Below are 22459 nucleotides of genomic sequence, written 5' to 3'. Positions count from 1 at the left end.
CCCTTAAATCGCCAATTTTTGCAGGTGTGGTTTATAACCATAAACGAGGTTAACCATTGCCCGTGATACTGTTACCGCACTGAACATCGAGGTCAAAATCCCCAAACACAGCACCACGGCAAAGCCTTTAATTGGGCCAGAACCCAATAAAAATAGCGCAATACCGGCAATCAACGTCGTCAAGTTAGAGTCAATAATCGTACCCCAAGCACGCTCATAGCCGATATTGATAGCGACTTGTGGCGAAGCACCCGCGCGTAATTCTTCACGAATCCGTTGATTAATCAATACGTTGGCATCAATCGCCATGCCCAGCGTCAAGGCAATGCCCGCCAATCCCGGTAAGGTCAGGGTTGCTTGAATCATGGAAAGCAGCGCGAACAGGAAGAAGCCGTTAATAGCCAGCGCTACGCTGGAAATAACGCCAAAGACGCGGTAGTAAATCACCATGAATAACACCACTGCCACAAACCCCCAAATATTGGAGTTAAAGCCTTTCTCGATGTTTTCTTTACCCATGCTAGGGCCGACGGTGCGTTCTTCCACAATATAAACCGGCGCGGCTAATGCACCTGCCCGCAATAATAAGGCAAGGTCACGCGCTTCTTTCGGTGAATCTAATCCCGTAATCTGGAAACGTTTGCCCAATTGCTCCTGAATACGGGCAACGTTAATGACTTCTTGAGTCGTCGTGCTGGTTTTAACCGCTTGCCCGTCGACTTCTTTGGTCTCAATTTTGTTTTCAATGAAGACCACGCCCATCAATTTTTGAACGTTTTCGCCGGTCACTTTATTGAAACGGGTCGCACCTTTGCCATCCAGCGTAATGTGTACCGCCGGACGATTGTTATCATCAAAGCCTGAAGAGGCGTCAATAATGTAATCCCCCGTCAGCATCACTTGACGTTTAAGCAGAATCGGATCGCCGCTACGCTCTTTGTAAATCTGTGAGCCAAGCGGTGCACGCCCGCTTTGTTGCGCTTGCATTGGGTCATTTTGCTCATCAACCAAACGGAATTCGAGGGTGGCGGTTGCGCCCAGAATCTCTTTGGCACGGGCGGTATCTTGCACACCGGGAAGTTGCACCACGATGCGATTAGCACCTTGTTGCTGAATAACCGGTTCGGCGACGCCCAGTTCATTCACTCGCTTGCGCAAAGTGGTGATGTTTTGTTGCAGGGCAAATTTTTGAATATCCAGCATTGCGGTTTGCGAAATACTGGCTTGCAAATCATTGGTGTCGGGCAGTGCGGTGAATTGCAGACTATTTTGGTATTCCTTACCAAGTGCAGCACTGGCAGCATCGCGGCTGGCGGCATCGCGGAATTTTGCCAGTACGGTGTCACCTTCGCGGGCAATGCCCAGATATTTGATGTCTTGTTCGCGCAGGAAATCGCGGAATTCGTCTTCATAGCGGTCAATCTGCTTATCCAGTGCCGCTTTCATGTCTACTTCCATCAGGAAATGTACCCCGCCGCGCAAATCTAACCCTAAAAACATCGGGTTCGCATTCAATGCGCGTAACCAGCTTGGCGTGGAGGGCGCAAGGTTGAGCGCTACCACAAACTGATCGCCGACCGCTTCTTTCAAGGCTTCCGACGCTTTGAGTTGCACATCGGTGTCTTCAAAGCGGAATAAGGCTTGTTGACCGTTGTTCTCACTGGCGCGAATGGTTAAGCCTTGTGCCTGTAACGCTTGCTCGAAGCGCTGCATGGTTGCCGGGTCGATAGCCTGTTCGGTTTTAGGGCTTAATTGCACCGCCGGTTCGGAAGGAAAAAAGTTGGGAACAGAGTAGATAACCCCGATCAGCAGCACGACTGCGATCATGAGGTACTTCCAGAGTGGATAGCGATTCATTGTTATAGGATTCCGTGTGGGTTGGAGGTGAGGGGGAAAATCCCCCCACTTACCGTTTATGCGCCTTTCATCGTGCCTTTGGGCAGGACAGAAGCAACAGCCTGTTTTTGTACTTTGATGGTGACATTATCCGCAACTGTCAGGTCGACGAAGCTATCACCTAAGCCAGCAATTTTACCAATCACGCCGCCGCCGGTAACGATTTCATCGCCTTTGCTGAGGGATTCGATCATCATTTTATGTTCTTTGGCACGCTTTTGCTGCGGGCGGATAATCATGAAATACATAATGGCGAAAAATACGCCCATCATCAGCAACATTTCAATGCCACCACCTGCGGGTGCGGCTGCACCTTCGGCATGAGCGTTAGATATCAGAAAGTCCACGTTCAATCTCCTTGACTGTTATTGTCGGCGGCTATTATGCCACCTCCCATGAAAAAGCGATAACCTGTTTCAGGTCATCGCGTTGCATCCTGCACAGCAGAATCCGGTCGATGCCGAGGGCAACGCCTGCGCATTCTGGCAAGCCGTGTTCGAGTGCCGCAAGAAAACGTTCATCGACGGGGATGTCATGCCCGCGAGTGTGCGCATCTTGTACCAGAATTAAGCGATTCTGCGCTGAATCGGTTTGTTCCTGATAACCATTGCCAAGCTCCAAGGCACCTAAATACACCTCGAAACGTTCCGCCACCGCCTGCCCATCCACCTGCTGTATTTTTGCCAGCGCAGATTGACTGGCGGGGTAATGGTACAGAAACGTCAATTGGTCGGTAGGGAATTGCGTTTCCACACAATGCGTTAACAGCAAATCCCGCCAAGCTTGCACCGGCATTTCACCGCTGATGGCGATGCCGTGAGCTTGCGCACAAGCCGACAATTCGGCTTCTGTGGCAAGATGGGGGTCAAGCTGCACGCTTTCAAGGAATGCCTCACGATAACTGCAAAAACGCGGGGGTTTTTGCAGGTGTGGAATCAGCGTGTGCAATAAATCGGCGACTTCGTGCATCAATTGTTGCCAAGTGAAACCCAGCCGATACCATTCTAACAGCGTGAATTCGGGGTTATGGCGTTTGCCGCTTTCATCACGCCGCCACACTTTGCAGAGTTGGTAAATATCACCCGCACCCGCGACCAGCAAGCGTTTCATCGGGTATTCCGGCGAAGTGTGCAAATAACGCAAACCGTGCGGTGTATTGACGCTGAAGCTATCAATGAACGGGTCGGTGTTACCCGCTTGCGAAAGTGCTGGGGTTTCGACTTCCAGCACATCGCGTTCGGCAAAAAAAACGCGCACCTGCTGGTTCAGGGATGCGCGTTCGTGCAAAGCGGCTAGATTCACGCTTTGACGCGGGAAACGTATTCGCCAGTGCGGGTGTCGATTTTGAGGATTTCGCCTTCTTCCATGTAAAGCGGTACTTTCACGACTGCGCCGGTTTCGAGTGTGGCAGGTTTTGTGCCGCCAGTCGCCGTATCACCACGGACACCGGGATCGGTTTGGGTGATTTTCAATTCGGCAAAGTTGGGCGTGGTGACTTGTAATGGTACGCCGTTCCATAAAGTGACGACGCATTTTTCATTGCCTTTCAACCATTTGACGGCATCAGCCATGGCGGTTGCGCCTGCTTCTAGCTGTTCAAAGGAGCTGCTGTCCATGAATGTCCAGTTTTCGCCGTCGGTATAGAGGTATTCCATATCGCGGTCTTCCACGTCAGCCCCTTCGTGGGTTTCGGTGGATTTGAAGGTTTGTTCAATGGTACGCCCGGTTTTGAGGTTGCGGACGCGGGCGCGGGTGAAGGCTTGACCTTTACCGGGTTTTACAAAGTCGCTGTCTACGACGGTGTAAGGGTCGCCATTGAGGATAATCTTCACACCAACTCTTAAATCATTGCTACCATAGGTGGCCATTAGTCCGTCTCCAAATCATCTGAACTTAAAATAGCCCGCTATGATAACCGGAATCCAGATAAAAAATCAGGTAGAAATTGGCATGAAGTCGCATAATGCCGTATTGTATATACAATCCTTTATATTCAATACAACGGTGATGTGAGATGGCACTCAGTATCCGCAACGAACGCGCCGAACAGTTAGCCCGCGAAATCGCGCAACTGACGGGTTACAATATGACTTCCGCGATTATTATGGCTTTAGAAGAAAAATTAGAGCGTCTGCAACGTTTTCGCCGAGTGAATGGCAAGCTGGATGAAATTATGGTCATTTCGCGGCGCTGTAGTGCCTTGCCCGATCTGGATACGCGCAGTGCTGACGACATCCTCGGTTATGACGAACACGGGGTAAATACCCTGTGGTAATTGATACGTCTGCCATTATCGCTATTTTATTGGGCGAACCAGAAGCTGAAGCCCTTTCCAAAGCCATTTTAGATGACCCCAAGCGTTTGATGAGTGCTTTTTCCTTGCTGGAATGCAGTATTGTGATTGAAAGTCGCAAAGGTGAAGCTGGTGGGCGTGAGCTGGATTTGCTGCTGTACCGCTTGCAGGTTGAGATCGTGGATATGAACGAGGAGCAGACGCAACTTGCCCGCGCAGGTTGGCGGCAGTTTGGTAAGGGGCGGCATCGTGCCGCATTGAATATCGGTGATTGCTGTTCGTATGCGCTGGCGAAGTACACCGGTGAGCCGCTATTGTTCAAGGGTGATGATTTCAACCATTCGGATATTACTTATGTTGCTTTATAAACAAACGCCGGTAACTGTTTGGCAGCGTGAATTGGCGGGTGCGGTGCGTGATCCGTTGGTGTTAATGCAGGTGTTGGGGTTGGAAGAGCACCCCCCATCCCCAGCCCTTCCCCCGCAAGGGGTGAAGGGAGCGGAAGAGGCGGCGCGGCAATTTCGCTTGCTGGTTCCGCATAGCTATATCGCACGCATGAAAAAGGGCGATTGGAATGACCCGCTGTTACGTCAAGTATTGCCGCTGGATGCTGAGTTGCAAGTGGTGGACGGTTTTCACGCTGACCCAGTGGGTGATAATCAGGCATTGGTAGCCGATGGTGTATTGCACAAGTATCACGGGCGCGTGTTACTGGTGACGACGGGCGCGTGTGCGGTGCATTGCCGTTATTGTTTCCGGCGGCACTTTCCGTACAGCGACGCGAATCCGGTGAAGGGCGAATGGGAAGGGGCGTTGGCGTATATCCGCACTAATCCTGATGTGTGCGAAGTGATTTTGAGTGGGGGCGATCCGCTGACGCTTGCTGATGAGCGCTTGGCATTATTTTTCAAACAGTTGAACGGTATTCCGCATGTAAAGCGGGTGCGTTTTCATACCCGTTTTCCGGTGGTGTTGCCGTCACGGATTGATGCGGGATTTTTGCAGGTGTTGGCAAGTATTCGTCAGCAAGTGGTGATGGTGATTCACGCCAATCACGCGCAGGAGTTAGCAGCAGATGATGTGCGCCACGCTTTAGCCGCTTTGCATTCGGCGGGTGTGACTTTGTTGAATCAGGCGGTGCTGTTGCGCGGAGTGAATGACAGTGGGCAGGCACAGGTGGCGTTGAGCGAGGCGTTATTTGCCGAGCGCGTTTTGCCGTATTACTTGCATGTGTTGGATCGGGTGGCGGGGGCGGCACATTTTGAGGTGGCAGAAACCGAGGCAATCCGCATGGTGGATGACATGCGTCAACAATTGCCCGGTTTCCTCGTGCCGAAATTGGTGCGTGAAGTGGCGGGGGAAAAAGCCAAAACACCGCTTTTCTAGCTGCGCTTATTGTTGCTTGCGGAAATCCCACGGGGCTTGCGGTTGTTTGTCGCGCCATAAGCCGCGTTTGGCTTTACGCGCTTGTTTTTCCGCAGCGGCATACGCGGCTTGATCGTCAGCGCTTTGCTCTTTGGCGTAGGCGTCATAATGCCAGCCGCAACCGGCTTTGATTTGTTCCAACGCCACATCCTTGCCTTCTACCGTGACTTTGCCGATGACGCGCCCGTAACGGTCGAGTTTGTACGCTTCGACCTCGGCGGTGAGATTGACGGCGCGGGTCATGAGCATTTCTTTGCATTTTTGCCCGTGCGCTTGCTTGGTTTCAGGCGCGTCAATCCCTTGCAAGCGAATTTTGTAAGTGCGCTTGTTGCTGGCTAACACGGTCAAGGTGTCGCCATCGCTAACGCCGACTACGCGCCCTTGCGCCAACATTGTGCCGTCGTCGGTAATGCGTGCGCCCGGTGGCAATTGCGCTTGCAGTTTGTCGTCGGGCTGCGCGTCAAAACGGTCGAGACAGCCCGTCAATAGTAGGGTAGTTAGGATAATGGGTAGGTATTTTTTCATAATGGTTGCGCCATGGATAAGGGCGTAATTCTAACCTGAGGATGTCCGATGATGACAGCAAAACCCTTTTCTGAAGCTTGTGAAGAAAATAAAGCGCCGATTTTAGCCGTGATTCAGCCGCTTTTGCAGGATTGCGCGGCGGTGCTGGAAATCGGCAGTGGCACGGGGCAACACGCGGTGCATTTTGCTGCACAGATGCCGCATTTGCTTTGGCACATCAGCGATGTACGCGAGCATCATGCGGGTATTCAGTGTTGGTTGGATGAGGCAAATTTGCCGAATACCCGCAACCCCTTGCCGCTGGATGTGATGCATGACCCTTGGCCTGAAGTAAACGTGCAGGCGGTGTATTCCGCGAATACCGTGCATATTATGGGGTGGGATGCGGTTGAAGCATTGTTTGCCGGAGTCGGTAAGTTATTGCCAGATCGTGGTTTATTCTTGCTATACGGCCCGTTTAATTATAATGGGCAATATACCAGCGAGAGCAATGCGCGGTTTGATCAATGGTTGCAGATGCGTGACCCGCGCAGTGGAATTCGCGATTTTGCCGATTTGAATCGGTTAGCAGAACAGGCGGGAATGCACCTGCAACAGGATTACACGATGCCGGTGAATAACCGTTTATTGGTGTGGCAGCGGCGTATGCAGGCATGATCAAACTGTATTTTTACCTGCCCGGTTTATTCCAGCCACTGGATTTATGGTGCAAAGACTTTGCCTTTCAACCCGCCGCCAGCAATCTATTGCGTTTGTGTGCTAATAGCAGCATCACTACCGTGCCGGTGCAGGGCTTGGAAGCGACGCTGTTTCATGATTATGGGCAAGCGGCGGGGACTGAAATCCCGTTTGCCCATTACCGTTATTGCGCCGATTTTGGTTCGCCGCCGCCAACCGCGTTGTTGTGTGCCGATCCGGTATGGTTGAAAAGTGGGTTGGATAGCGTGGTGATGCAACCGGAATTGCCATCCCTGACGCTGGATGAGGTGACGCGCTTACTGGCGGTACTGAATCGGCATTTGCAGGAAGACGGTTTGCAATTGGTCGCCAAACATCCGCAGCGTTGGTACTTGCTGGGGGAACGGGTGCAAGCTGATGCAAGCTTGCGCACTGTGCCGCTCTCGCAAGCTTTGGGGCAAAGCATTTTTGCGCTGCTGCCACAAGGTGATAAACGTTATTGGCATCGTCTACTCAATGAAATTCAGATGTTATTGCACACGTGTGAAAGTCCTGCGGTGAATGCGTTGTGGCTGTGGGGGGCGGCAAATCCTGCTTCCATTGTTCCCGTGTCCGCAAACGCATTCGACGGATTTATTGGTATAACGCTGACCAGTCAGGTGATGGCATTGGCAAGCAATACGCCACATCAAGCGCCAACCACACTGTCGGAAGCTGGGTTGGAAACTGGCAAAACGTATGCGCTGGTTCTGGATGCTTTGCACGTACCGAGTGTGAGTGACGACATGCAAAGCTGGCAACAAACACTTGATTTAATGGATGAATACTGGTTTGCACCTGCATTGGCGGGGCTGCAATCCGGCAAGTTTTCAGTCAGCTTGACGGCTTGCGATGGGCGTACTTTGCATTGCCAGCCCACGCCTGCTTGGAAGTTTTGGCAAACCCGTCGTGCTACGTGGGAACAGCTTAGGGAACGCGAGTAACAATACTTTCAAAACTGCCGTCGGGCAGTTGCGTGGCAACCGTTTGTCCTAGGCGTAGTGCAGTGGTGCTACGCACAACTTTTCCGGTTTCTTGATGGCGCACAATGCCATAGCCGCGTTCTAGCGTTGCCAATGGACTCAGGGCGTGTAATTGCCTCGCTTGCATTTGTAGCCGGTTACGCGCTTTTTCCAAACGTTGTTGGATTAATACGTGCAGGTATTGTTGCCAGCGTGACAATTGCACTTGCTGCTGTTGTATTTGGCGTTGCGGGGATTGCAACTGTAAGCGCGAGGATAGATTTGCTACGCGCTGTTGCTGGCTTTGCAAATAACGCTGGAGGGCAGCTTGTAAGCGCATATCGAGTTCATCCAAGCGCTGCACTTTCTGTTGTAAGCGATTGGTCGGGCGTTGGTTTTCTAAGCGTTGTTGCAAACGTTGCAGGTGTTCGCTGGCAGTCTGTAAGCGCCGTTGCTGATGGCGTTGGAGTTGGAATAGCAGCCGTTGCACGTGGGTTTGCAGCGCTGCCATATCGGGGCTGACCAATTCAGCGGCTGCTGATGGCGTAGGTGCGCGGACATCCGCCACAAAATCCGCAATCGTGAAGTCGATTTCATGACCGACCCCGCTGATAATGGGCAGGGAACAGGTATAAATTGCGTGTGCCACCACTTCTTCATTGAACGACCACAAGTCTTCGATCGAGCCGCCGCCGCGTGTCAGAATTAGCACATCACAATGTTTTTTCCTGTCAGCTTGGCGGATGGCGTTGGCAATTTGGTCTTTTGCACCTTCGCCCTGCACGAGCACGGGGTAAACCAGTACAGGAATTTGTGGGCAACGCCGTTTCAATACGTTGAGGATGTCGCGAATCGCCGCACCTGTCGGTGAGGTGATGACCCCAATACAACGCGGAAACGCGGGCAGGGTTTGCTTGTGTTCGGGGGCGAATAAGCCTTGTGCCTGCAAGCGCTGTTTGAGTTCTTCAAACTGGCGTTGCAATGCGCCAACCCCGGCATCTTCCATGTGTTCGATAATGAACTGGTATTCACCGCGTGGTTCGTACAAACCGACTTTGCCGCGCACCAACACTTTCAAACCGTTTTTGGGAATAAGCTTCAGGCTGGAGGCGCGTCCTTTGAACATGGCACAGCGCACTTGCGCTCCGGCATCTTTGAGGCTGAGGTACAAATGCCCAGAGCTTGCACGGGTAAAGTTGGATATTTCGCCTTCTACCCACAGGGCAGGGAAGCCTTGGGACAGGCGTTGCCCAACTTCGGCGTTGAGTTGAGAGACACTGAAAGTGATTCGTTCGTTTTGCATTCGCTAACTGTATAAAAAAAGCCGAGACATTGCTCGGCTTTTTCAAGATTGGCTGGTTGCAATCAGCGTTTAGCTTTTTGCACCGGGAGCGGCAGGGCCAGCCGTTTTAGCTTTTTCTGCTTGTTCTTGACCTTGTACGCCAGCGGTTTCAACGGCTTTAGCAATTTTCATGGCATCGTCGTTTTTGCCATCGTTAGCGGCTTTGATCGCAGCTTCCAGATGTTTGCCAGCAGGCTTATTATCCCAGTACCATTCAAAACCGGCTTTTTTCGCCGCATCATTGGCAGTTTTTGCCGTTTCGATAGCCGCTTTTACTTTAGCATCAACATCGGCTTTCAGTTCAACCGCTTCTTCTTTTTTAGCTTCCGCTGGCTTGTCGCTTTTGGCTTCTGCTTTTTTGTCGTCAGCCGCAAAAGCAACGGATGCCATCAGGGACAGTGCAAGTGCTGCGAATAGTGCTTTTAAGTTCATCAATGAGTTCCTCCTCTCCTAAAAAATACGTCAATGAGATATATCAAATTACTTGAAATACTCTGGAGCGTATTGATAGCAGTTTACCGACTGGAGGTCAAACCCTATAATGAGGTGCTTCTTTCTCACAGATGGACATAAGCCCCATGCGTATCCTTCAGGAAGCTCTTACCTTCGACGACGTTCTCCTCGTGCCTGCACATTCCACGGTCTTGCCCGCCGATGCCAATTTACGAACCCCGCTGACTCGCGACATTATGTTGAATATCCCGCTGCTCTCAGCGGCGATGGATACGGTCACAGAGGCGCGTTTAGCCATTGCCCTTGCTCAAGAAGGTGGCATGGGGATTATCCATAAAAACATGAGCATACAAGCGCAAGCTGATCAAGTGCGCACGGTTAAAAAATACGAAAGCGGCATTATTAAAAACCCGATTACGGTTTCGCCGGATACCACGATCAGCGATGTATTGGCGTTGACCCGTGCCAACAATATTTCCGGCGTGCCGGTTGTACAAGGCGAAGATTTGGTCGGTATCGTCACCGGACGTGACTTGCGTTTTGAAACCAAGCTGGATCAGCCCGTCAGCACCATCATGACCCCGAAAGAGCGGCTGGTAACGGTGGAAGAGGGTGCAAGCAAAGGCCAAATCCGCAAATTGCTGCACACCCACCGTATCGAAAAAGTGCTGGTGATTAACGATAAATTCCAGTTACGCGGTTTGATCACCGTAAAAGACATTCAAAAATCCACCGATTTCCCGAATGCGTGCAAAGACGATCAAGGTCAATTGCTGGTCGGTGCGGCAGTTGGCGTGGGTTACGGCACGGAAGATCGCGTGCGTGCACTGGTTGAGGCGGGCGTAGATGTGATCATTGTTGACACCGCGCACGGGCATTCGCAAGGTGTGTTGGATCGGGTGAAGTGGGTCAAGGACAACTTCCCGCAAGTTCAAGTCATTGGCGGCAATATCGCCACGGGTGACGCGGCGTTAGCGTTGGTGGCAGCGGGTGCGGATGCGGTAAAAGTCGGCATCGGTCCTGGTTCGATTTGCACCACGCGCATCGTGGCGGGTGTGGGTGTGCCGCAAATTTCGGCGGTGATGAATATCGCCAAAGCACTGGAAGGCACGGGCGTACCGTTGATTGCTGATGGCGGTATCCGCTATTCCGGCGACATTGCCAAAGCCTTGGCAGCGGGGGCGCATACCGTCATGTTGGGCGGGATGTTCGCAGGTACGGAAGAAGCACCGGGTGAGGTGGAATTGTTCCAAGGGCGTTCGTACAAGTCTTACCGTGGCATGGGTTCACTGGGGGCGATGGCGAAAGGTTCTAGCGACCGTTACTTCCAGGATGGTTCGGAAAATGCGGCGGATAAGCTCGTGCCGGAAGGAATTGAGGGGCGTGTGCCGTACAAAGGGCCGCTTGCACCGATTATTCACCAGATGATGGGCGGTTTGCGTTCCAGCATGGGGTATGTGGGCTGCAAGGATCTGGAAGAGATGCGTACCAAGCCGCAATTCGTGCGGATTTCCAGCGCGGGTATGCGTGAATCCCACGTTCATGACGTGACTATTACGAAAGAATCGCCAAACTACCGGGTGTAATTGATGACACAGAATATTCATGCGGATCGTGTACTGATCCTCGATTTCGGTTCGCAATATACGCAGTTGATTGCGCGGCGTGTGCGCGAGGTTGGGGTTTATTGTGAGATTTACCCGTGGGATGTGGAAGCGGAAGCGGTTGCTGCATTCGGTGCGAAAGGCATTATTTTGTCCGGTGGCCCTGAATCGGTGACGGATGCTGAACCGCCGAAAGCACCTGAGAATGTGTTTACGCTGGGTGTGCCAGTGCTGGGCATTTGCTACGGGATGCAGACGATGGCGGTGCAACTCGGCGGGGCGGTGGAATCGTCCAGCCATTGCGAATTTGGCTATGCGCAAGTGCGGGCGCGTGGGCACACCGAATTGTTGCGTGAAATCGAAGACCATGTGACCGCTGACGGTTTTGGGTTGCTGGATGTGTGGATGTCGCATGGCGATAAAGTCACCGCGATGCCGGAAGGCTTTAAGCTGATGGCAAGCACCGATTCCGCGCCTATTGCGGGGATGGCGGATGAAACGCGGCATTTCTACGCGCTGCAATTCCACCCCGAAGTGACACATACCAAACAGGGCAAGCGCATTTTGCAACGCTTTGTGCAGGGCATTTGTGGTTGTGCGGGGTTGTGGACGACGGCGAATATCATCGACGAAAACATTCGCACCGTGCGTGAGAAAGTTGGCACGGATGAAGTCATCCTCGGCTTGTCGGGTGGTGTGGATTCGTCGGTGGTCGCGGCGTTGTTGCACAAGGCGATTGGTACGCAATTGACCTGCGTATTTGTGGATACCGGCTTGCTGCGTTACCGCGAAGGCGATCAGGTGATGGCGATGTTCGCCGAACACATGGGCGTGAAAGTAATCCGGGTGGATGCGGAGGAACGTTTCCTGTCAGCCCTTGCGGGTGTCACTGACCCAGAGAAAAAGCGCAAGATCATTGGCGGGTTGTTCATCGACATTTTCGATGAGGAATCTTCCAAGCTGACTTCGGCGAAATGGTTGGCGCAAGGTACAATTTACCCGGATGTGATCGAGTCTGCGGGGGCAAAAACCGGCAAGGCGCATTTGATTAAGTCGCACCATAACGTCGGCGGTTTGCCGGAAAACATGAAGCTGGGGCTGGTCGAGCCATTGCGTGAATTGTTTAAGGACGAAGTTCGCGTGATGGGGGTGGAACTCGGTTTGCCGCCGGAAATGGTTTACCGCCATCCGTTCCCCGGCCCTGGTTTGGGCGTGCGGATTCTGGGTGAGGTGAAGAAGGAATACGCGGATTTGCTGAGGCTGGCTGACCATATTTTCATTGAAGAACTGCGCAAGCATGATTTGTATGACAAGACTTCGCAGGCGTTCGCGGTGTTTTTGCCGGTGAAATCGGTGGGTGTGACCGGCGATGGGCGGCGTTATGATTACGTGATTGCGTTGCGGGCGGTGGAGACGATCGACTTTATGACGGCGCGTTGGGCGCATTTGCCGTATGAGTTGCTGGATCTATTGTCGCGGCGGATTATCAATGAGATACGCGGGGTTTCTCGGGTGGTTTATGATATTTCGGGGAAACCTCCGGCTACGATTGAGTGGGAGTAGAAGACCCTCACCCCCCAGCCCCCTCTCCCGGAGGTAGAGGGGGAGTAAGAATGTAGTGGCGAGCTTCTGTTGTAGGAGCTTGCCCTGCAAGCGATTCTTTCCTTGCGCATCCTTTGTTCAGCCGCTATAAAGAAAAATAATTTTTACGGGCTGGAGAAGTGAACATGAGTCAGAAATCAAATTTGGTAGAAGTCATTAAGGCATTACGTGCTGATCTGAGCGCTGCAATTGAAGCTGGCAACGCTGAGGTGTTGCAGTTTGATGTCAACGAAATTGAAGTTGAACTGAAGACCGTGCTGGAAGAGGGCAAAACTGCCGATGGCGGTTTCAATTTCAGCGTGATTAAGTTCGGCGGCGGTTTTAACGAAAAAGAAAGTGTTAGTCATACCATTAAGCTGAAACTGAGTCCGATTGTGTCTTCCACAGAAACTAGCGAGTCTGGCGAGGCTAAAACGTCTAACAAGGCACGAATTTCAGGGAAAGCAACCCGTATCGCCTGATACAAGATTAGGGGGCTGTAGATGGATGAGCAGTTTGTTGCTCGTATTTATGTTTGGAATCATAAATATGAGCTGTTTGTAGGGACTGGCTATCCGCTTCAGACTGGGGTGTTGCTGACGGCTTTGCATGTGGTGAGCATCGAAAATCAGAATATTGAGAAAGGTATTCTGGTGCAATGGCCTTATTGTGACCAACCTGATGAAACGCTAACGCCTGATGCGGTTCATGCGTGTGCAAGTGAGCACGATATTGCCCTATTGCACTGCTTAACGCCTTTGGCTGATGCAAGGTTTTATCCGAGACTGGCACAACGTTTTCCGAAACCAGATGATGCTTATCAATGTCGTGGTTTTCCATTGGCGGGGCAAGATGATAAAGGGCATGTCGCTATTTCTGCTTCGGGGCGTGTGAACGGTGGTTGCGAAGCTGATCAGCTTGAATTGCTTGCTACTACACCGATCAAAGTTGAAGGGGACTGGGCGGGGTTGTCTGGTGCGCCTGTTTTTATTAATGGTTGCCTGAGTGCGGTCATTACGATTAAATACAAGACGATAGATCGGTATTTGTACGCAGTTTCTATTCCTTACTTGCTGGAGCATATTACTACATTTCGCGAGGCTGTTGGTTACGCTGAGAGCAATCGAACTCAGCAATTTTTTCTTGATGAATGTGGCATTTACTTGGACAGTATCAATGATTCGCCGCTATTTCTAGCACTGATAACAGGTTTTGTTGAAAAGGGATTGCAGCCCAGTGCTGCAATCCTATTGAATGGTATTCAAACAGCGGTGGAAAATGATCCTGTTGCTGTCATCGAAAAGTTACGCTTGTTAGCTGAACCTGTCATGACAAAAGATCATGCAAGTGCGGAACATGCCAAAACGTTGCTCTGTCTGTTATTAGGCGTGATAACTGCAAAAAATCCGGCAAATGATCAGAATATCCACAACTTGGCGGTATATTCCCGCATGATGGTTGAAGTGTCGTTGGCAACTCATTACAAGGTTCGTCCCGATTTGAAGCGAGTACCGGGAAAAAACGATGTTGTTGGCTGTTACGTGATTGATGATGAGTGTTTACGGGAAGTAGGTTGGAAGACTGAAGACAATACTAAAGAAATTATCAAGGTCGTCAATGTGGCGGTGAATAAGGCTTATAAGCGGGTGCATGGTAGTGAACCCAAAGAAACATTGGGCAGGTTCGATCTACGTGCATTAAATACGACATTGTTGACTCGCCGTAAAAATAAACACCCTGAATTGATACGGTTTGAAATTGAAACGACCGATATGTTGAAGAAAACCCATCCTTTGCATGATGAGGCGGTTTGCGCTGCATTGCATCATCCGACATGTTTGCCTAATCTACCCATTGTCCGCTACGGCTTAGAAGCTGCTGACAAAGATGCAGATTTAGAAGCAGACTTATACGCACAAGTAAACGAGTTTTTCCGAATAATCCAGCAATACAGTTGAAGTTATGACTAACCCAACCCTGAAAAATTTCCACCCCGGCGACATCATCGACTTCAACACCTGTGGTTCGTGGCAAGGTGGCAATTACCTGCTGGATAAGCCTTCTGCTTTCGCGTTGGAAATGGCGTTGGCAACCCGTCGCCCATTGTTGGTGAAAGGCGAACCCGGCATGGGAAAAAGCTATCTGGCACGCGCCGCCGCTGCCAAGTTGAAGCGTAAGTTTGTCGCTGAAGTCATCAATATCAACACCGAAGGGCAGGATTTGCTGTGGCGTTATGATCCAGTGGCACGGTTGAATGATGCTCAAACCAAGCAGGAAGGTGATGCACTGAATCCCGCGCATTACCTCAACCCCGGCGTATTGTGGTGGGTGTTTGGCTGGAACAGTGCGGCTAAACAATACAACGACGTTTGCCGCCATAAAGTCTACCGCCCGCAAATCTGTGACGATGGCAATTTGGACAACGGTATCGTGTTGCTGATTGATGAAATCGACAAAGCCGAGCCTTCGCTCCCCAATAGTTTGCTGGAAGTGTTGGGCAACGGCGGTTTTGAAGTCCCCATGCTAGGTGAAACGGTTGGTAGTGAGCCGCAGCGACAGCCGCCGTTAGTGATCATTACCACCAACAACGAACGTGAATTGCCGCCTGCTTTCCTGCGCCGTTGTCTGGTGTTATCGCTGAAGGTGGAGGAAAACCGCTTTGAAGAGTGGTTGATCGAGCGTGCCGATGTGCATATCAACGATACGCAATGTTGCCAAGCCATCAAACGTTACGCGGCGCAAGAACTCAAAAAAGACCGCGACGAAGCCGAGAGGCATGGCATGGTGAAAGCGGGTTTGGCGGAATACCTTGACCTGCTGACCGCATTGGACGAGATGACTGAGGTGGGCTTGCAAGGTGACGCACGTACTGCCTACCAGACGACATTGCTGGATGACATCCGTGATTTTGTGCTCAGGAAAGCGGTCTGAATGCAGCCCACCAGCCAGACCAGCCGTGCCGATTTGTTGCGCTGGATGCGGCGCTGTCATACGCCTGCTGAAAAACAATTGGCGGCAGAGATACTGGGCTATGAATGGTTAGAGCCGCAAGCTAACGTCAATCTCAAGATTACTGTTAGTAACGGAGATCAGGGTGATTTCAAGCCTGAATCACCGGATGATGAGTCACTGAGTCCGCATCCAGAGGAAGATAAAGAACCCGCTGCGATAACGCGCCCACCCGAAGCATTTTACGCACTCAAACATCGCGAACAATACGCTGATCCTGATCAGCCAGACGATGATTTACCCGAATGTTTGCGGGGTATCGAACCGCTGTCAGCGGCAGATTTGCGCCCGCTCGAACAAGGTGAACCGTTAGCGCATCAGCCGCTTGTTCCCCAACAGCGGCTCTTGCCTTTTTTGCGCCAAGCGTTGACCTACCCTTTGGGGCAGCGGTTGGATGTTCCGCGTTTGGTGAAGCAGGTTGCTCGCCTGCAAGCCTTGCAGCGTATCCCGCGCCGTCCGCATGTGCTGCCCGCCGGTCGGGTGTATGTCTTGCTGGATTTGAATAAGCGCCTGTTACCGTTTTGGCAAGATGCGCATGATTTGTGTGATTTGCTGGCGTGTCAACACGGCAAAAATGGCTTGGAGATTCGAGTACTTGAAGATCAGCCGGGTGGGCGTTATTACGATTGGTTTGATCAGCAGCAAGTCGTGAAAGCTTGGCAGCCATTGAAAGTGCCGAGTGTGGTGTTGATTGTCAGTGATATGGGGCAGCTTAGTACGCAAGGCAGTGTGGTGTGCCAAGGCTGGTTGCGTTTTGCCCAGCAATTAGCGCGTCAAGGTATTCGCCCGCTGGTGTTAAGCCCAGTGTCGCCCGCGCAGCAGTACGCGCCATTCACCGCTTTGGTCGATCAGATACCGTGGGGTAGGCTGAGTCGGTTTAAGCCACAAAAGCCGAATCAGCAACAGCAAGAACACACCAGCCATGTGCAACGGGTGTTGAGTTTGCTGTCGGTGGCAGTGCATGTAGAGCCGGAATTATTACGCGCCATTTTGGGGTGTTTGCCCGCGATTCAGGCGGATAGTGGGGTAGAGGCTGCGGTGTATCTGCACCCGGATGTGGTGTGGGGCTATACCGCGATGACGTTGCGGGCAGACAAGCGTGCGGCGTATCAGGCACTATTTCGGCAAGAGCCAGCCAGTTTGCAGCGGCAAGTGTTGGCAGTGATTCGCCAGCATCATATTGGGCAGTTTCCGGCGGTGTGGGCGGAAACGGTGTTGAATGCCAAGCCGCTGACCGTGTTTACACTGGATGATGCAGCGTGGGCGGAGAAATTCATGGTGCGGTTTACGCGCAGTTTTGCGGGGCAGAGCAGGCATGAGGGAATGGCGCAGTTTGCGCGGCGGCATTTGCAGCGGTTGGGTAAGGATGAGGAGGGTAAGGCACTTTACAACGATAGCTATGCGTATGCCTTGTACAGTTTGGCATATCATGAGCAGTTGCGTGAGGGTGGGGCGGTATCCGCCGAGTATGATGCGGATATGGTGTTGGCGATGGTGCGGAAGCGGGTTGAGCCAAAACGTTACGAGTTGATACAACGGGGGGAATATTTAGAAGTTCGGGAAACCCATCTTGAACCCGCTGCTTTGGTGACTTGGGCGCGTCTGGCTGAGTTTGAAATGCACCATGACACGCTAATGGTTCAGGCGGAACAGGCTTATCCGTTCCGGTTACAAGATGTGGGGCAGGGGTTGAGAGTTTGTCATCTGCAAGGTCAGATGGTAACACTAGATACGGGTTTGGAAAGGTTGGTGATAACGCCATTGACTAAACCCGGTTGGGCATCTGAAATCATTCGCACCCCGACAGGCTTGGAAGCGGTTATGCCGTTCGCCGGTAAGCATTACCGCTTCTTTTGGGCGGAGGGTGAATATTCACGTTCTGGTAATGGATTTGCTGGTCACTGGGTTTGCAATACGAATGAGGGTGTGGGGTTTGATGATTACGGTCTGTATGCTGATCTCGATATAAAAGAGACTGGAAGAAGTTTTGGCAAAGAAGGCTTCATAGAAGTCATCATCCCCCAACGCTTCCGCTGGATTGAATCCGGCACATTCCTCATGGGTTCGTCCGAATCCGAAGCAGAACGCTACGATGACGAAGTTCAACACCAAGTTACCCTAACTCAAGGTTTTTGGCTGGCAGACAGCACCATCACCCAATATCAATGGAAATCCGTCATGGGCGACAACCCCAGCAATTTCAGAGACAATCTAAAAAACCCCGTTGAGAAAGTAAGCTGGAACGACATTCAATATTATCTCCAAAAGCTCAATGCCTTCATTTCCGGTGTACAAGCCAAACTCCCTACCGAAGCCCAGTGGGAATACGCCTGCCGCGCGGGCACGACCACACCATTTTCATTCGGTGATAATATTACCCCAGAACAAGTCAATTACGACGGAAATCACCCCTATGCGAATGGCAAAAAAGGTTTATATAGAGAAGAGATTGTTCCCGTTAAATCACTTTCAGCCAATCCGTGGGGTTTGTATGAAATGCATGGCAACGTGTGGGAATGGTGCCATGATGTGTGGCAAGAAAAATTACCGGCTTTGCCGGTTACAGACCCAGATGGTGTTGCCGGAGACGTCAAGCAGGCAGGTCTTGGGTACGCCGTTCGCGGCGGCTCGTGGCGTGATGACGGTGGGAGCGTGCGTTCTGCCTTTCGTCTCAGGCGAGATCCCACTTACCGTAACAACGACCTTGGTTTTCGTCTTGCCCTATCTATGTCTTGATCTCAAGGCTAGGATCGGATGGCGGAGTTACAGGACAGGCGCGAGCGGGATGCCGAGCCAGATTGTGGCAGCACTGGGAGCGGGTGAATCAAGAAAGAAACGTAAAAAATGAAACACAAGTTTTCATCATCATGAGCCGTATTTTCTCTAATTCACCCGGTTTCTTCGGCGCTTGCAGCATCGCATCCCGCAACAATTGATTCAGCCGTGTCTGATACCCAGCCCCATCAGATTGTAGCCAAGCCAAAATATCAGCATCAATCCTAACTGTACCCTGCTTCTTCACAGGGCGATAAAACTTGCCAACTTCGGCATTTTTCCACATCTCCGCTGTTGTTTTGGGGATGTCGCTAAAGTCGATTTCCTCATCCGGCATATTGACCAGATATTCCCATTCCTTATCCGCCTCGGTTTTCATAAAACCTCCTTCCATCATTAAATCCTTACAAAAGTGTAGTTACATCATGCGCTGGTGCAGGTGGCAATGGAAGCAGCCTTGGCGGTATGATAACGCTATAATCAGATCCATAATCTAACGATAGGAGCCTACTCATGCAAATCACGCTGGATGTACCTGAACAATTCTGCATGGAATTTTCACCCGTAGAGCTGGGTCGGCGTATTAAACTCTATGCAGCCCTGACCATGTACCAGTCGGGTAGCCTCTCTGCTGGTGCAGCTTGTGAGTTTGCGGGAGTTGACCGCTTTACCTTCATTACTGAGTGTAAAAAGCACAATATCGCCATGATCAATTACGAGCCGGGTGAGCTGGCGGCTGAGGTTGCAGCTTTCAGAAAGGCATCCTGATGCTGGTTGTGGCTGATTCCTCCGCACTGGTTGCAGTGGCGGTATGTGATGGCTTGCATTGGTTGGACATCCGTTTTCAGGAAGTGCGTGTGCCAGTTGCCGTCTTCAACGAATGCACAGTTGCGGGAAAACCCAAAGCCGACACACTCCGTGACTATTTGCAGGGCAAAACGATTCCCATCGACTTGTGTGAAACGATCATCACCCCTGCGGGTTTAGGCGATGGCGAACTGGAAGCCATGTCGCTTTATAAGCACTTGCACGCTGATTTTTTGCTGATAGATGATCGCCGCGCCCGCAAAGTTGCCATTTTCAACAAACTCAACACCATCGGCAGCGTCGGTATGCTGATCTGGGCAAAAGATTATGGGCATGTGGGTGAAATCCGCTCTGGCTTACTGGCTATCCAACAAGCTGGTATTTTCCTGTCAGACGTTGTGTTGCAGGAAGCATTGCAATTGGTTGGGGAATAGCTGGTGAGTGCCTACCGCAACCATCTCTCTCCCCCTGTTTTCCCTTACGCTTGGGCTTCCGACTGGGGCGAAGACCGCTACGGCCTATGGCAAGCTTTCACCTACAAAAACGTGCGCCATGCCTTCCGCTGGATTCAACCTGGCACGTTCATGATGGGGTCTCCTGAAGCTGAAGAAGGTCGCGATAGCGACGAAGATTTGCACAAAGTTACTATCACTCAAGGTTTTTGGCTCGCCGAAACTACCGTCACCCAAGCCCTGTGGCAAATCACTATGGGTGAAAATCCCAGCCACTTTAAAAGTGACAAACGCCCTGTCGAAACCGTAAGTTGGGAGGATAGCCATGCCTTCATCGACAAACTTAACCAAATCCACTCCGATTTAAGCGTGCGCTTGCCGTGGGAGGCCGAATGGGAATACGCCTGCCGTGCTGGAACAAAAACCCTGTTCAACTTCGGTGACAAGCAAGATTTAACACTCGAAAAAGTGAACTACTCAGGCAAGTGGGACGATTCTGACATTAAGGGGGAAACCAAGGATGTTAAAACCTACCCCTGCAACGCTTGGGGCTTGTACGAAATGCATGGCAACGTATGGGAATGGTGCGAAGATATGTGGCGAGATCATTTGGGTAAAGATGTCGTCTCAAACCCGAAAGCTGTTGCCAGAGACGACCAAGAAGCTAGTATTCTGCAAGTCGTTCGTGGTGGTTCGTGGGGCTCCAACGGCGGATTCGCGCGTTCTGCCTCCCGTCATAAGTTCTATCGTAATGACCGTCGCGCTCTCTTAGGCTTTCGGCTTGCCATAGGTCTTGAGTTACAGTCAGCCCAGCATGATGCGAAGCGCCTCCAAGGGAAGACGTGAGCGAACGGCTCTGACGCGGGCAAGTCATTTCCCGCTTGTGCTAAACTCCCCTTAACCGCGCAACCCCACGAGCACCTGATGAAAATCCCCTACGGTCTAAGCAATTTCAAACAAGTCATCACCGATGGCTACGCCTACGTAGACAAAACCGACTACATCGCCAAGTTGGAAGACAGCGGTCGCCACATTATCCTGTTACGCCCACGCCGTTTCGGTAAAAGCCTGCTGCTGTCTGCAATGGAATATTACTACGACACCCAACACGCGGCAGAATTCGATACTCTATTCGGCAACTTATACCTCGGCAAACACCCAACCCCCCTCAAAAACAGCTACCAAGTGCTGTTCATGGAGTTCAGCGGCATCGACACAGGGGAAGGTGAAGCACGGATTTATCAGCGCTTTAATGAAAAAATTGCCACCAGCTTGCAAGGTTTCCTGCGCCGCTACGGTTATGCAGAGGCGCTGGGGGCGACAATCGAGCTGAAAACTTCACCCGCTGCCAAAATGGAATATTTTTTTGAAGTCATGAGCGAGCAAAAAATCCTGTTGCTGATCGACGAATACGACCACTTTGCTAATACCATTTTGGCGGATGACCTGACATTGTTCCAACGTGTCGTCGGCAAAGGTGGCTTCGTGCGCAGCTTCTACGAAACCATCAAAACCGCTACCCAACGCGGTACAGTTGACCGTTTATACATCACTGGCGTAACCCCAATCATGCTCGACAGCATGACCAGCGGCTTCAATATCGGCGAAAACCTTTCCCTACACGAAGATTTCAATGAAGCCATCGGTTTCACCAAAACAGAAGTGGCGGCTTTGCTCCAGCCTTTGGTGGAAGCGTGCAACCTTGAACCCGCTACCTTGTTGGCGGACATCACCCGCTGGTACAACGGCTACCGCTTCGCGCCTGCAACTGACACCGTATTCAACGCCAATATGGTGCTGTATTTCGTCAAAAACTTCCGCCTAAAACACTGTGCTTATCCTGACCCGATGTTGGATGAAAACATTGCTTCCGATTACGGCAAAATTCTCGGCATGTTCAGCATCGGCAACCGCGATACCAATTTCGCTGTGCTGGATGAGCTGATGACGAACGGGGAAGTGACAGCGCAACAACGCCGCAAATTTGACTTTGAAAAAGGCTTCGAGCGTGACGACTTCATTAGCTTGTTAGCGTATATGGGCTTTGTGTCGTTGCAGCGCAAAACCTTGGCGGGCGAGGTATTCAGCATTCCCAATTACGTGATGCGTGAGTTGTACTTCCAGTATTTCAAAGTGGAATTGGAACGCCGCAACCAAATGACGATTTCCAATCGGGCGATTGCGTTGGCGGTCGAAGTGTTGGCGTTACAAGACGACATCCAACCGTTGATCACCGAAATGGAACGGGCGCTGCAATTGCTCTCCAACCGCGATGCGATGGGAATGGATGAAAAGCACGTTAAAGTGCTGTTGCTCACCTTGCTGTACCAAACCTCGGTGTATTTCATTCAGAGCGAGCGGGAAATGAACCGTAAATACCCCGACATTCTGCTGCTGGAACGTAGCCCAATTGTGGTGGATCACCAGCATTTGATCGAACTGAAATACAGCAAACAATCCGACGGTGAGGCGGGTTGGGCAGCTAAACGCCAAGCCGGTATTACCCAAGTAGAGGGATATTTGCAGTTACCTGATATTGCCGTACTTCCCAAACTGAGTGCGTGGCTACTCGTTAGCGATGGCGTGTGTGTGGAAGTGGTGAAGTTAAAATGATACGG

Annotated in this window: 23 protein-coding genes; 15 read left to right on the top strand and 8 right to left on the bottom strand. The window is 51.5% G+C overall.

Features of this window, described 5'->3' with window-relative positions:
- Positions 1 to 3: 3 nt before the first annotated feature.
- From secD to efp, 4 genes are read right to left on the bottom strand one after another with little or no spacing between them, the layout of a single operon-like run.
- Entirely contained in the window at positions 4 to 1857 is a 1854-nt protein-coding gene (gene secD, locus HMY34_RS00480) for a protein translocase subunit SecD (protein WP_202717217.1), read from the bottom strand.
- Positions 1858 to 1913: 56 nt separating this feature from the next.
- Positions 1914 to 2243 carry a preprotein translocase subunit YajC gene (yajC, locus tag HMY34_RS00475; protein WP_202717216.1) on the bottom strand — a complete coding sequence of 110 codons (330 nt, stop codon included), beginning with the start codon at positions 2241 to 2243 and terminating at the stop codon, positions 1914 to 1916.
- Positions 2244 to 2277: 34 nt separating this feature from the next.
- On the bottom strand, positions 2278 to 3198 hold the full coding sequence (gene epmA / locus HMY34_RS00470; protein ID WP_202717215.1) for an EF-P lysine aminoacylase EpmA: 921 nt from the start codon (positions 3196 to 3198) through the stop codon (positions 2278 to 2280).
- Positions 3195 to 3764, bottom strand: a complete 570-nt coding sequence (gene efp / locus HMY34_RS00465; protein ID WP_202717214.1) for an elongation factor P — start codon at positions 3762 to 3764, stop codon at positions 3195 to 3197. The genes epmA and efp overlap by 4 nt, the downstream gene beginning before the upstream one ends.
- Positions 3765 to 3910: 146 nt before the next feature.
- On the opposite strand from efp, the gene HMY34_RS00460 reads away from it, so the two are divergent.
- The 3 genes from HMY34_RS00460 to epmB are packed head-to-tail and all read left to right on the top strand — an operon-like array spanning position 3911 to position 5575.
- Positions 3911 to 4171, top strand: coding sequence for a type II toxin-antitoxin system VapB family antitoxin (locus HMY34_RS00460; RefSeq protein ID WP_202717213.1), 261 nt, complete (start codon positions 3911 to 3913; stop codon positions 4169 to 4171).
- Positions 4165 to 4557, top strand: a complete 393-nt coding sequence (locus tag HMY34_RS00455; protein WP_202717212.1) for a type II toxin-antitoxin system VapC family toxin — start codon at positions 4165 to 4167, stop codon at positions 4555 to 4557. The genes HMY34_RS00460 and HMY34_RS00455 overlap by 7 nt, the downstream gene beginning before the upstream one ends.
- The gene (gene epmB, locus HMY34_RS00450; RefSeq protein ID WP_202717211.1) at positions 4544 to 5575 is read left to right on the top strand and encodes an EF-P beta-lysylation protein EpmB; all 1032 of its coding nucleotides are present in this window, start codon (positions 4544 to 4546) and stop codon (positions 5573 to 5575) included. The genes HMY34_RS00455 and epmB overlap by 14 nt, the downstream gene beginning before the upstream one ends.
- 6 nt (positions 5576 to 5581) lie before the next feature.
- On the opposite strand, the gene HMY34_RS00445 is transcribed toward epmB, so the two are convergent.
- Positions 5582 to 6139, bottom strand: coding sequence for a thermonuclease family protein (locus HMY34_RS00445; protein ID WP_202717210.1), 558 nt, complete (start codon positions 6137 to 6139; stop codon positions 5582 to 5584).
- 51 nt (positions 6140 to 6190) lie between these two features.
- On the opposite strand from HMY34_RS00445, the gene HMY34_RS00440 reads away from it, so the two are divergent.
- Positions 6191 to 6796, top strand: a complete 606-nt coding sequence (locus HMY34_RS00440; RefSeq protein WP_202717209.1) for a DUF938 domain-containing protein — start codon at positions 6191 to 6193, stop codon at positions 6794 to 6796.
- A complete protein-coding gene (locus HMY34_RS00435; RefSeq protein ID WP_202717208.1) occupies positions 6793 to 7800 on the top strand; it encodes a hypothetical protein in 1008 nt (335 codons plus the stop codon). The genes HMY34_RS00440 and HMY34_RS00435 overlap by 4 nt, the downstream gene beginning before the upstream one ends.
- On the opposite strand, the gene xseA is transcribed toward HMY34_RS00435, so the two are convergent.
- Positions 7784 to 9121 (bottom strand): exodeoxyribonuclease VII large subunit, encoded by a 1338-nt coding sequence (gene xseA / locus HMY34_RS00430; RefSeq protein WP_202717207.1) that lies wholly within the window; start codon positions 9119 to 9121, stop codon positions 7784 to 7786. The two genes, HMY34_RS00435 and xseA, sit on opposite strands and share 17 nt — an antisense overlap.
- A 69-nt stretch (positions 9122 to 9190) precedes the next feature.
- On the bottom strand, positions 9191 to 9592 hold the full coding sequence (locus HMY34_RS00425) for a hypothetical protein (protein ID WP_202717206.1): 402 nt from the start codon (positions 9590 to 9592) through the stop codon (positions 9191 to 9193).
- 146 nt (positions 9593 to 9738) lie between these two features.
- Between HMY34_RS00425 and guaB the strand changes: the two genes are divergently transcribed.
- The 6 genes from guaB to HMY34_RS00395 all read left to right on the top strand — a co-directional run bounded on the left by guaB (position 9739) and on the right by HMY34_RS00395 (position 18543).
- Entirely contained in the window at positions 9739 to 11199 is a 1461-nt protein-coding gene (gene guaB / locus HMY34_RS00420) for an IMP dehydrogenase (protein ID WP_202717205.1), read from the top strand.
- 3 nt (positions 11200 to 11202) lie between these two features.
- Positions 11203 to 12780 (top strand): glutamine-hydrolyzing GMP synthase, encoded by a 1578-nt coding sequence (gene guaA / locus HMY34_RS00415; RefSeq protein WP_202717204.1) that lies wholly within the window; start codon positions 11203 to 11205, stop codon positions 12778 to 12780.
- A 164-nt stretch (positions 12781 to 12944) separates the two neighbouring features.
- Positions 12945 to 13280 (top strand): trypco2 family protein, encoded by a 336-nt coding sequence (locus HMY34_RS00410; RefSeq protein ID WP_202717203.1) that lies wholly within the window; start codon positions 12945 to 12947, stop codon positions 13278 to 13280.
- A 21-nt stretch (positions 13281 to 13301) separates the two neighbouring features.
- Positions 13302 to 14756, top strand: coding sequence for a trypsin-like serine peptidase (locus HMY34_RS00405; RefSeq protein WP_202717202.1), 1455 nt, complete (start codon positions 13302 to 13304; stop codon positions 14754 to 14756).
- 4 nt (positions 14757 to 14760) lie between these two features.
- A complete protein-coding gene (locus HMY34_RS00400) occupies positions 14761 to 15729 on the top strand; it encodes an AAA family ATPase (RefSeq protein WP_202717201.1) in 969 nt (322 codons plus the stop codon).
- Positions 15730 to 18543, top strand: coding sequence for a formylglycine-generating enzyme family protein (locus HMY34_RS00395; protein ID WP_202717200.1), 2814 nt, complete (start codon positions 15730 to 15732; stop codon positions 18541 to 18543).
- 88 nt (positions 18544 to 18631) lie between these two features.
- Here the strand turns inward: HMY34_RS00395 and HMY34_RS00390 are convergent, their stop codons facing one another.
- Positions 18632 to 18961, bottom strand: a complete 330-nt coding sequence (locus HMY34_RS00390; RefSeq protein ID WP_202717199.1) for a BrnA antitoxin family protein — start codon at positions 18959 to 18961, stop codon at positions 18632 to 18634.
- Positions 18962 to 19095: 134 nt separating this feature from the next.
- Between HMY34_RS00390 and HMY34_RS00385 the strand changes: the two genes are divergently transcribed.
- The 4 genes from HMY34_RS00385 to HMY34_RS00370 all read left to right on the top strand — a co-directional run bounded on the left by HMY34_RS00385 (position 19096) and on the right by HMY34_RS00370 (position 22454).
- Entirely contained in the window at positions 19096 to 19350 is a 255-nt protein-coding gene (locus HMY34_RS00385) for a UPF0175 family protein (RefSeq protein WP_202717198.1), read from the top strand.
- Positions 19350 to 19823 (top strand): PIN domain-containing protein, encoded by a 474-nt coding sequence (locus HMY34_RS00380; RefSeq protein WP_202717197.1) that lies wholly within the window; start codon positions 19350 to 19352, stop codon positions 19821 to 19823. Before HMY34_RS00385 ends, HMY34_RS00380 begins: the two co-directional genes overlap by 1 nt.
- Positions 19824 to 19826: 3 nt before the next feature.
- Entirely contained in the window at positions 19827 to 20687 is an 861-nt protein-coding gene (locus tag HMY34_RS00375) for a formylglycine-generating enzyme family protein (RefSeq protein WP_228287939.1), read from the top strand.
- A 78-nt stretch (positions 20688 to 20765) separates the two neighbouring features.
- Positions 20766 to 22454 carry an AAA family ATPase gene (locus tag HMY34_RS00370; RefSeq protein ID WP_202717196.1) on the top strand — a complete coding sequence of 563 codons (1689 nt, stop codon included), beginning with the start codon at positions 20766 to 20768 and terminating at the stop codon, positions 22452 to 22454.
- Positions 22455 to 22459: the final 5 nt, after the last annotated feature.

The sequence above is a fragment of the Thiothrix subterranea genome (assembly GCF_016772315.1).
Taxonomy (GTDB): domain Bacteria; phylum Pseudomonadota; class Gammaproteobacteria; order Thiotrichales; family Thiotrichaceae; genus Thiothrix; species Thiothrix subterranea.
This window is presented reverse-complemented; position numbering and strand designations above follow the sequence as displayed.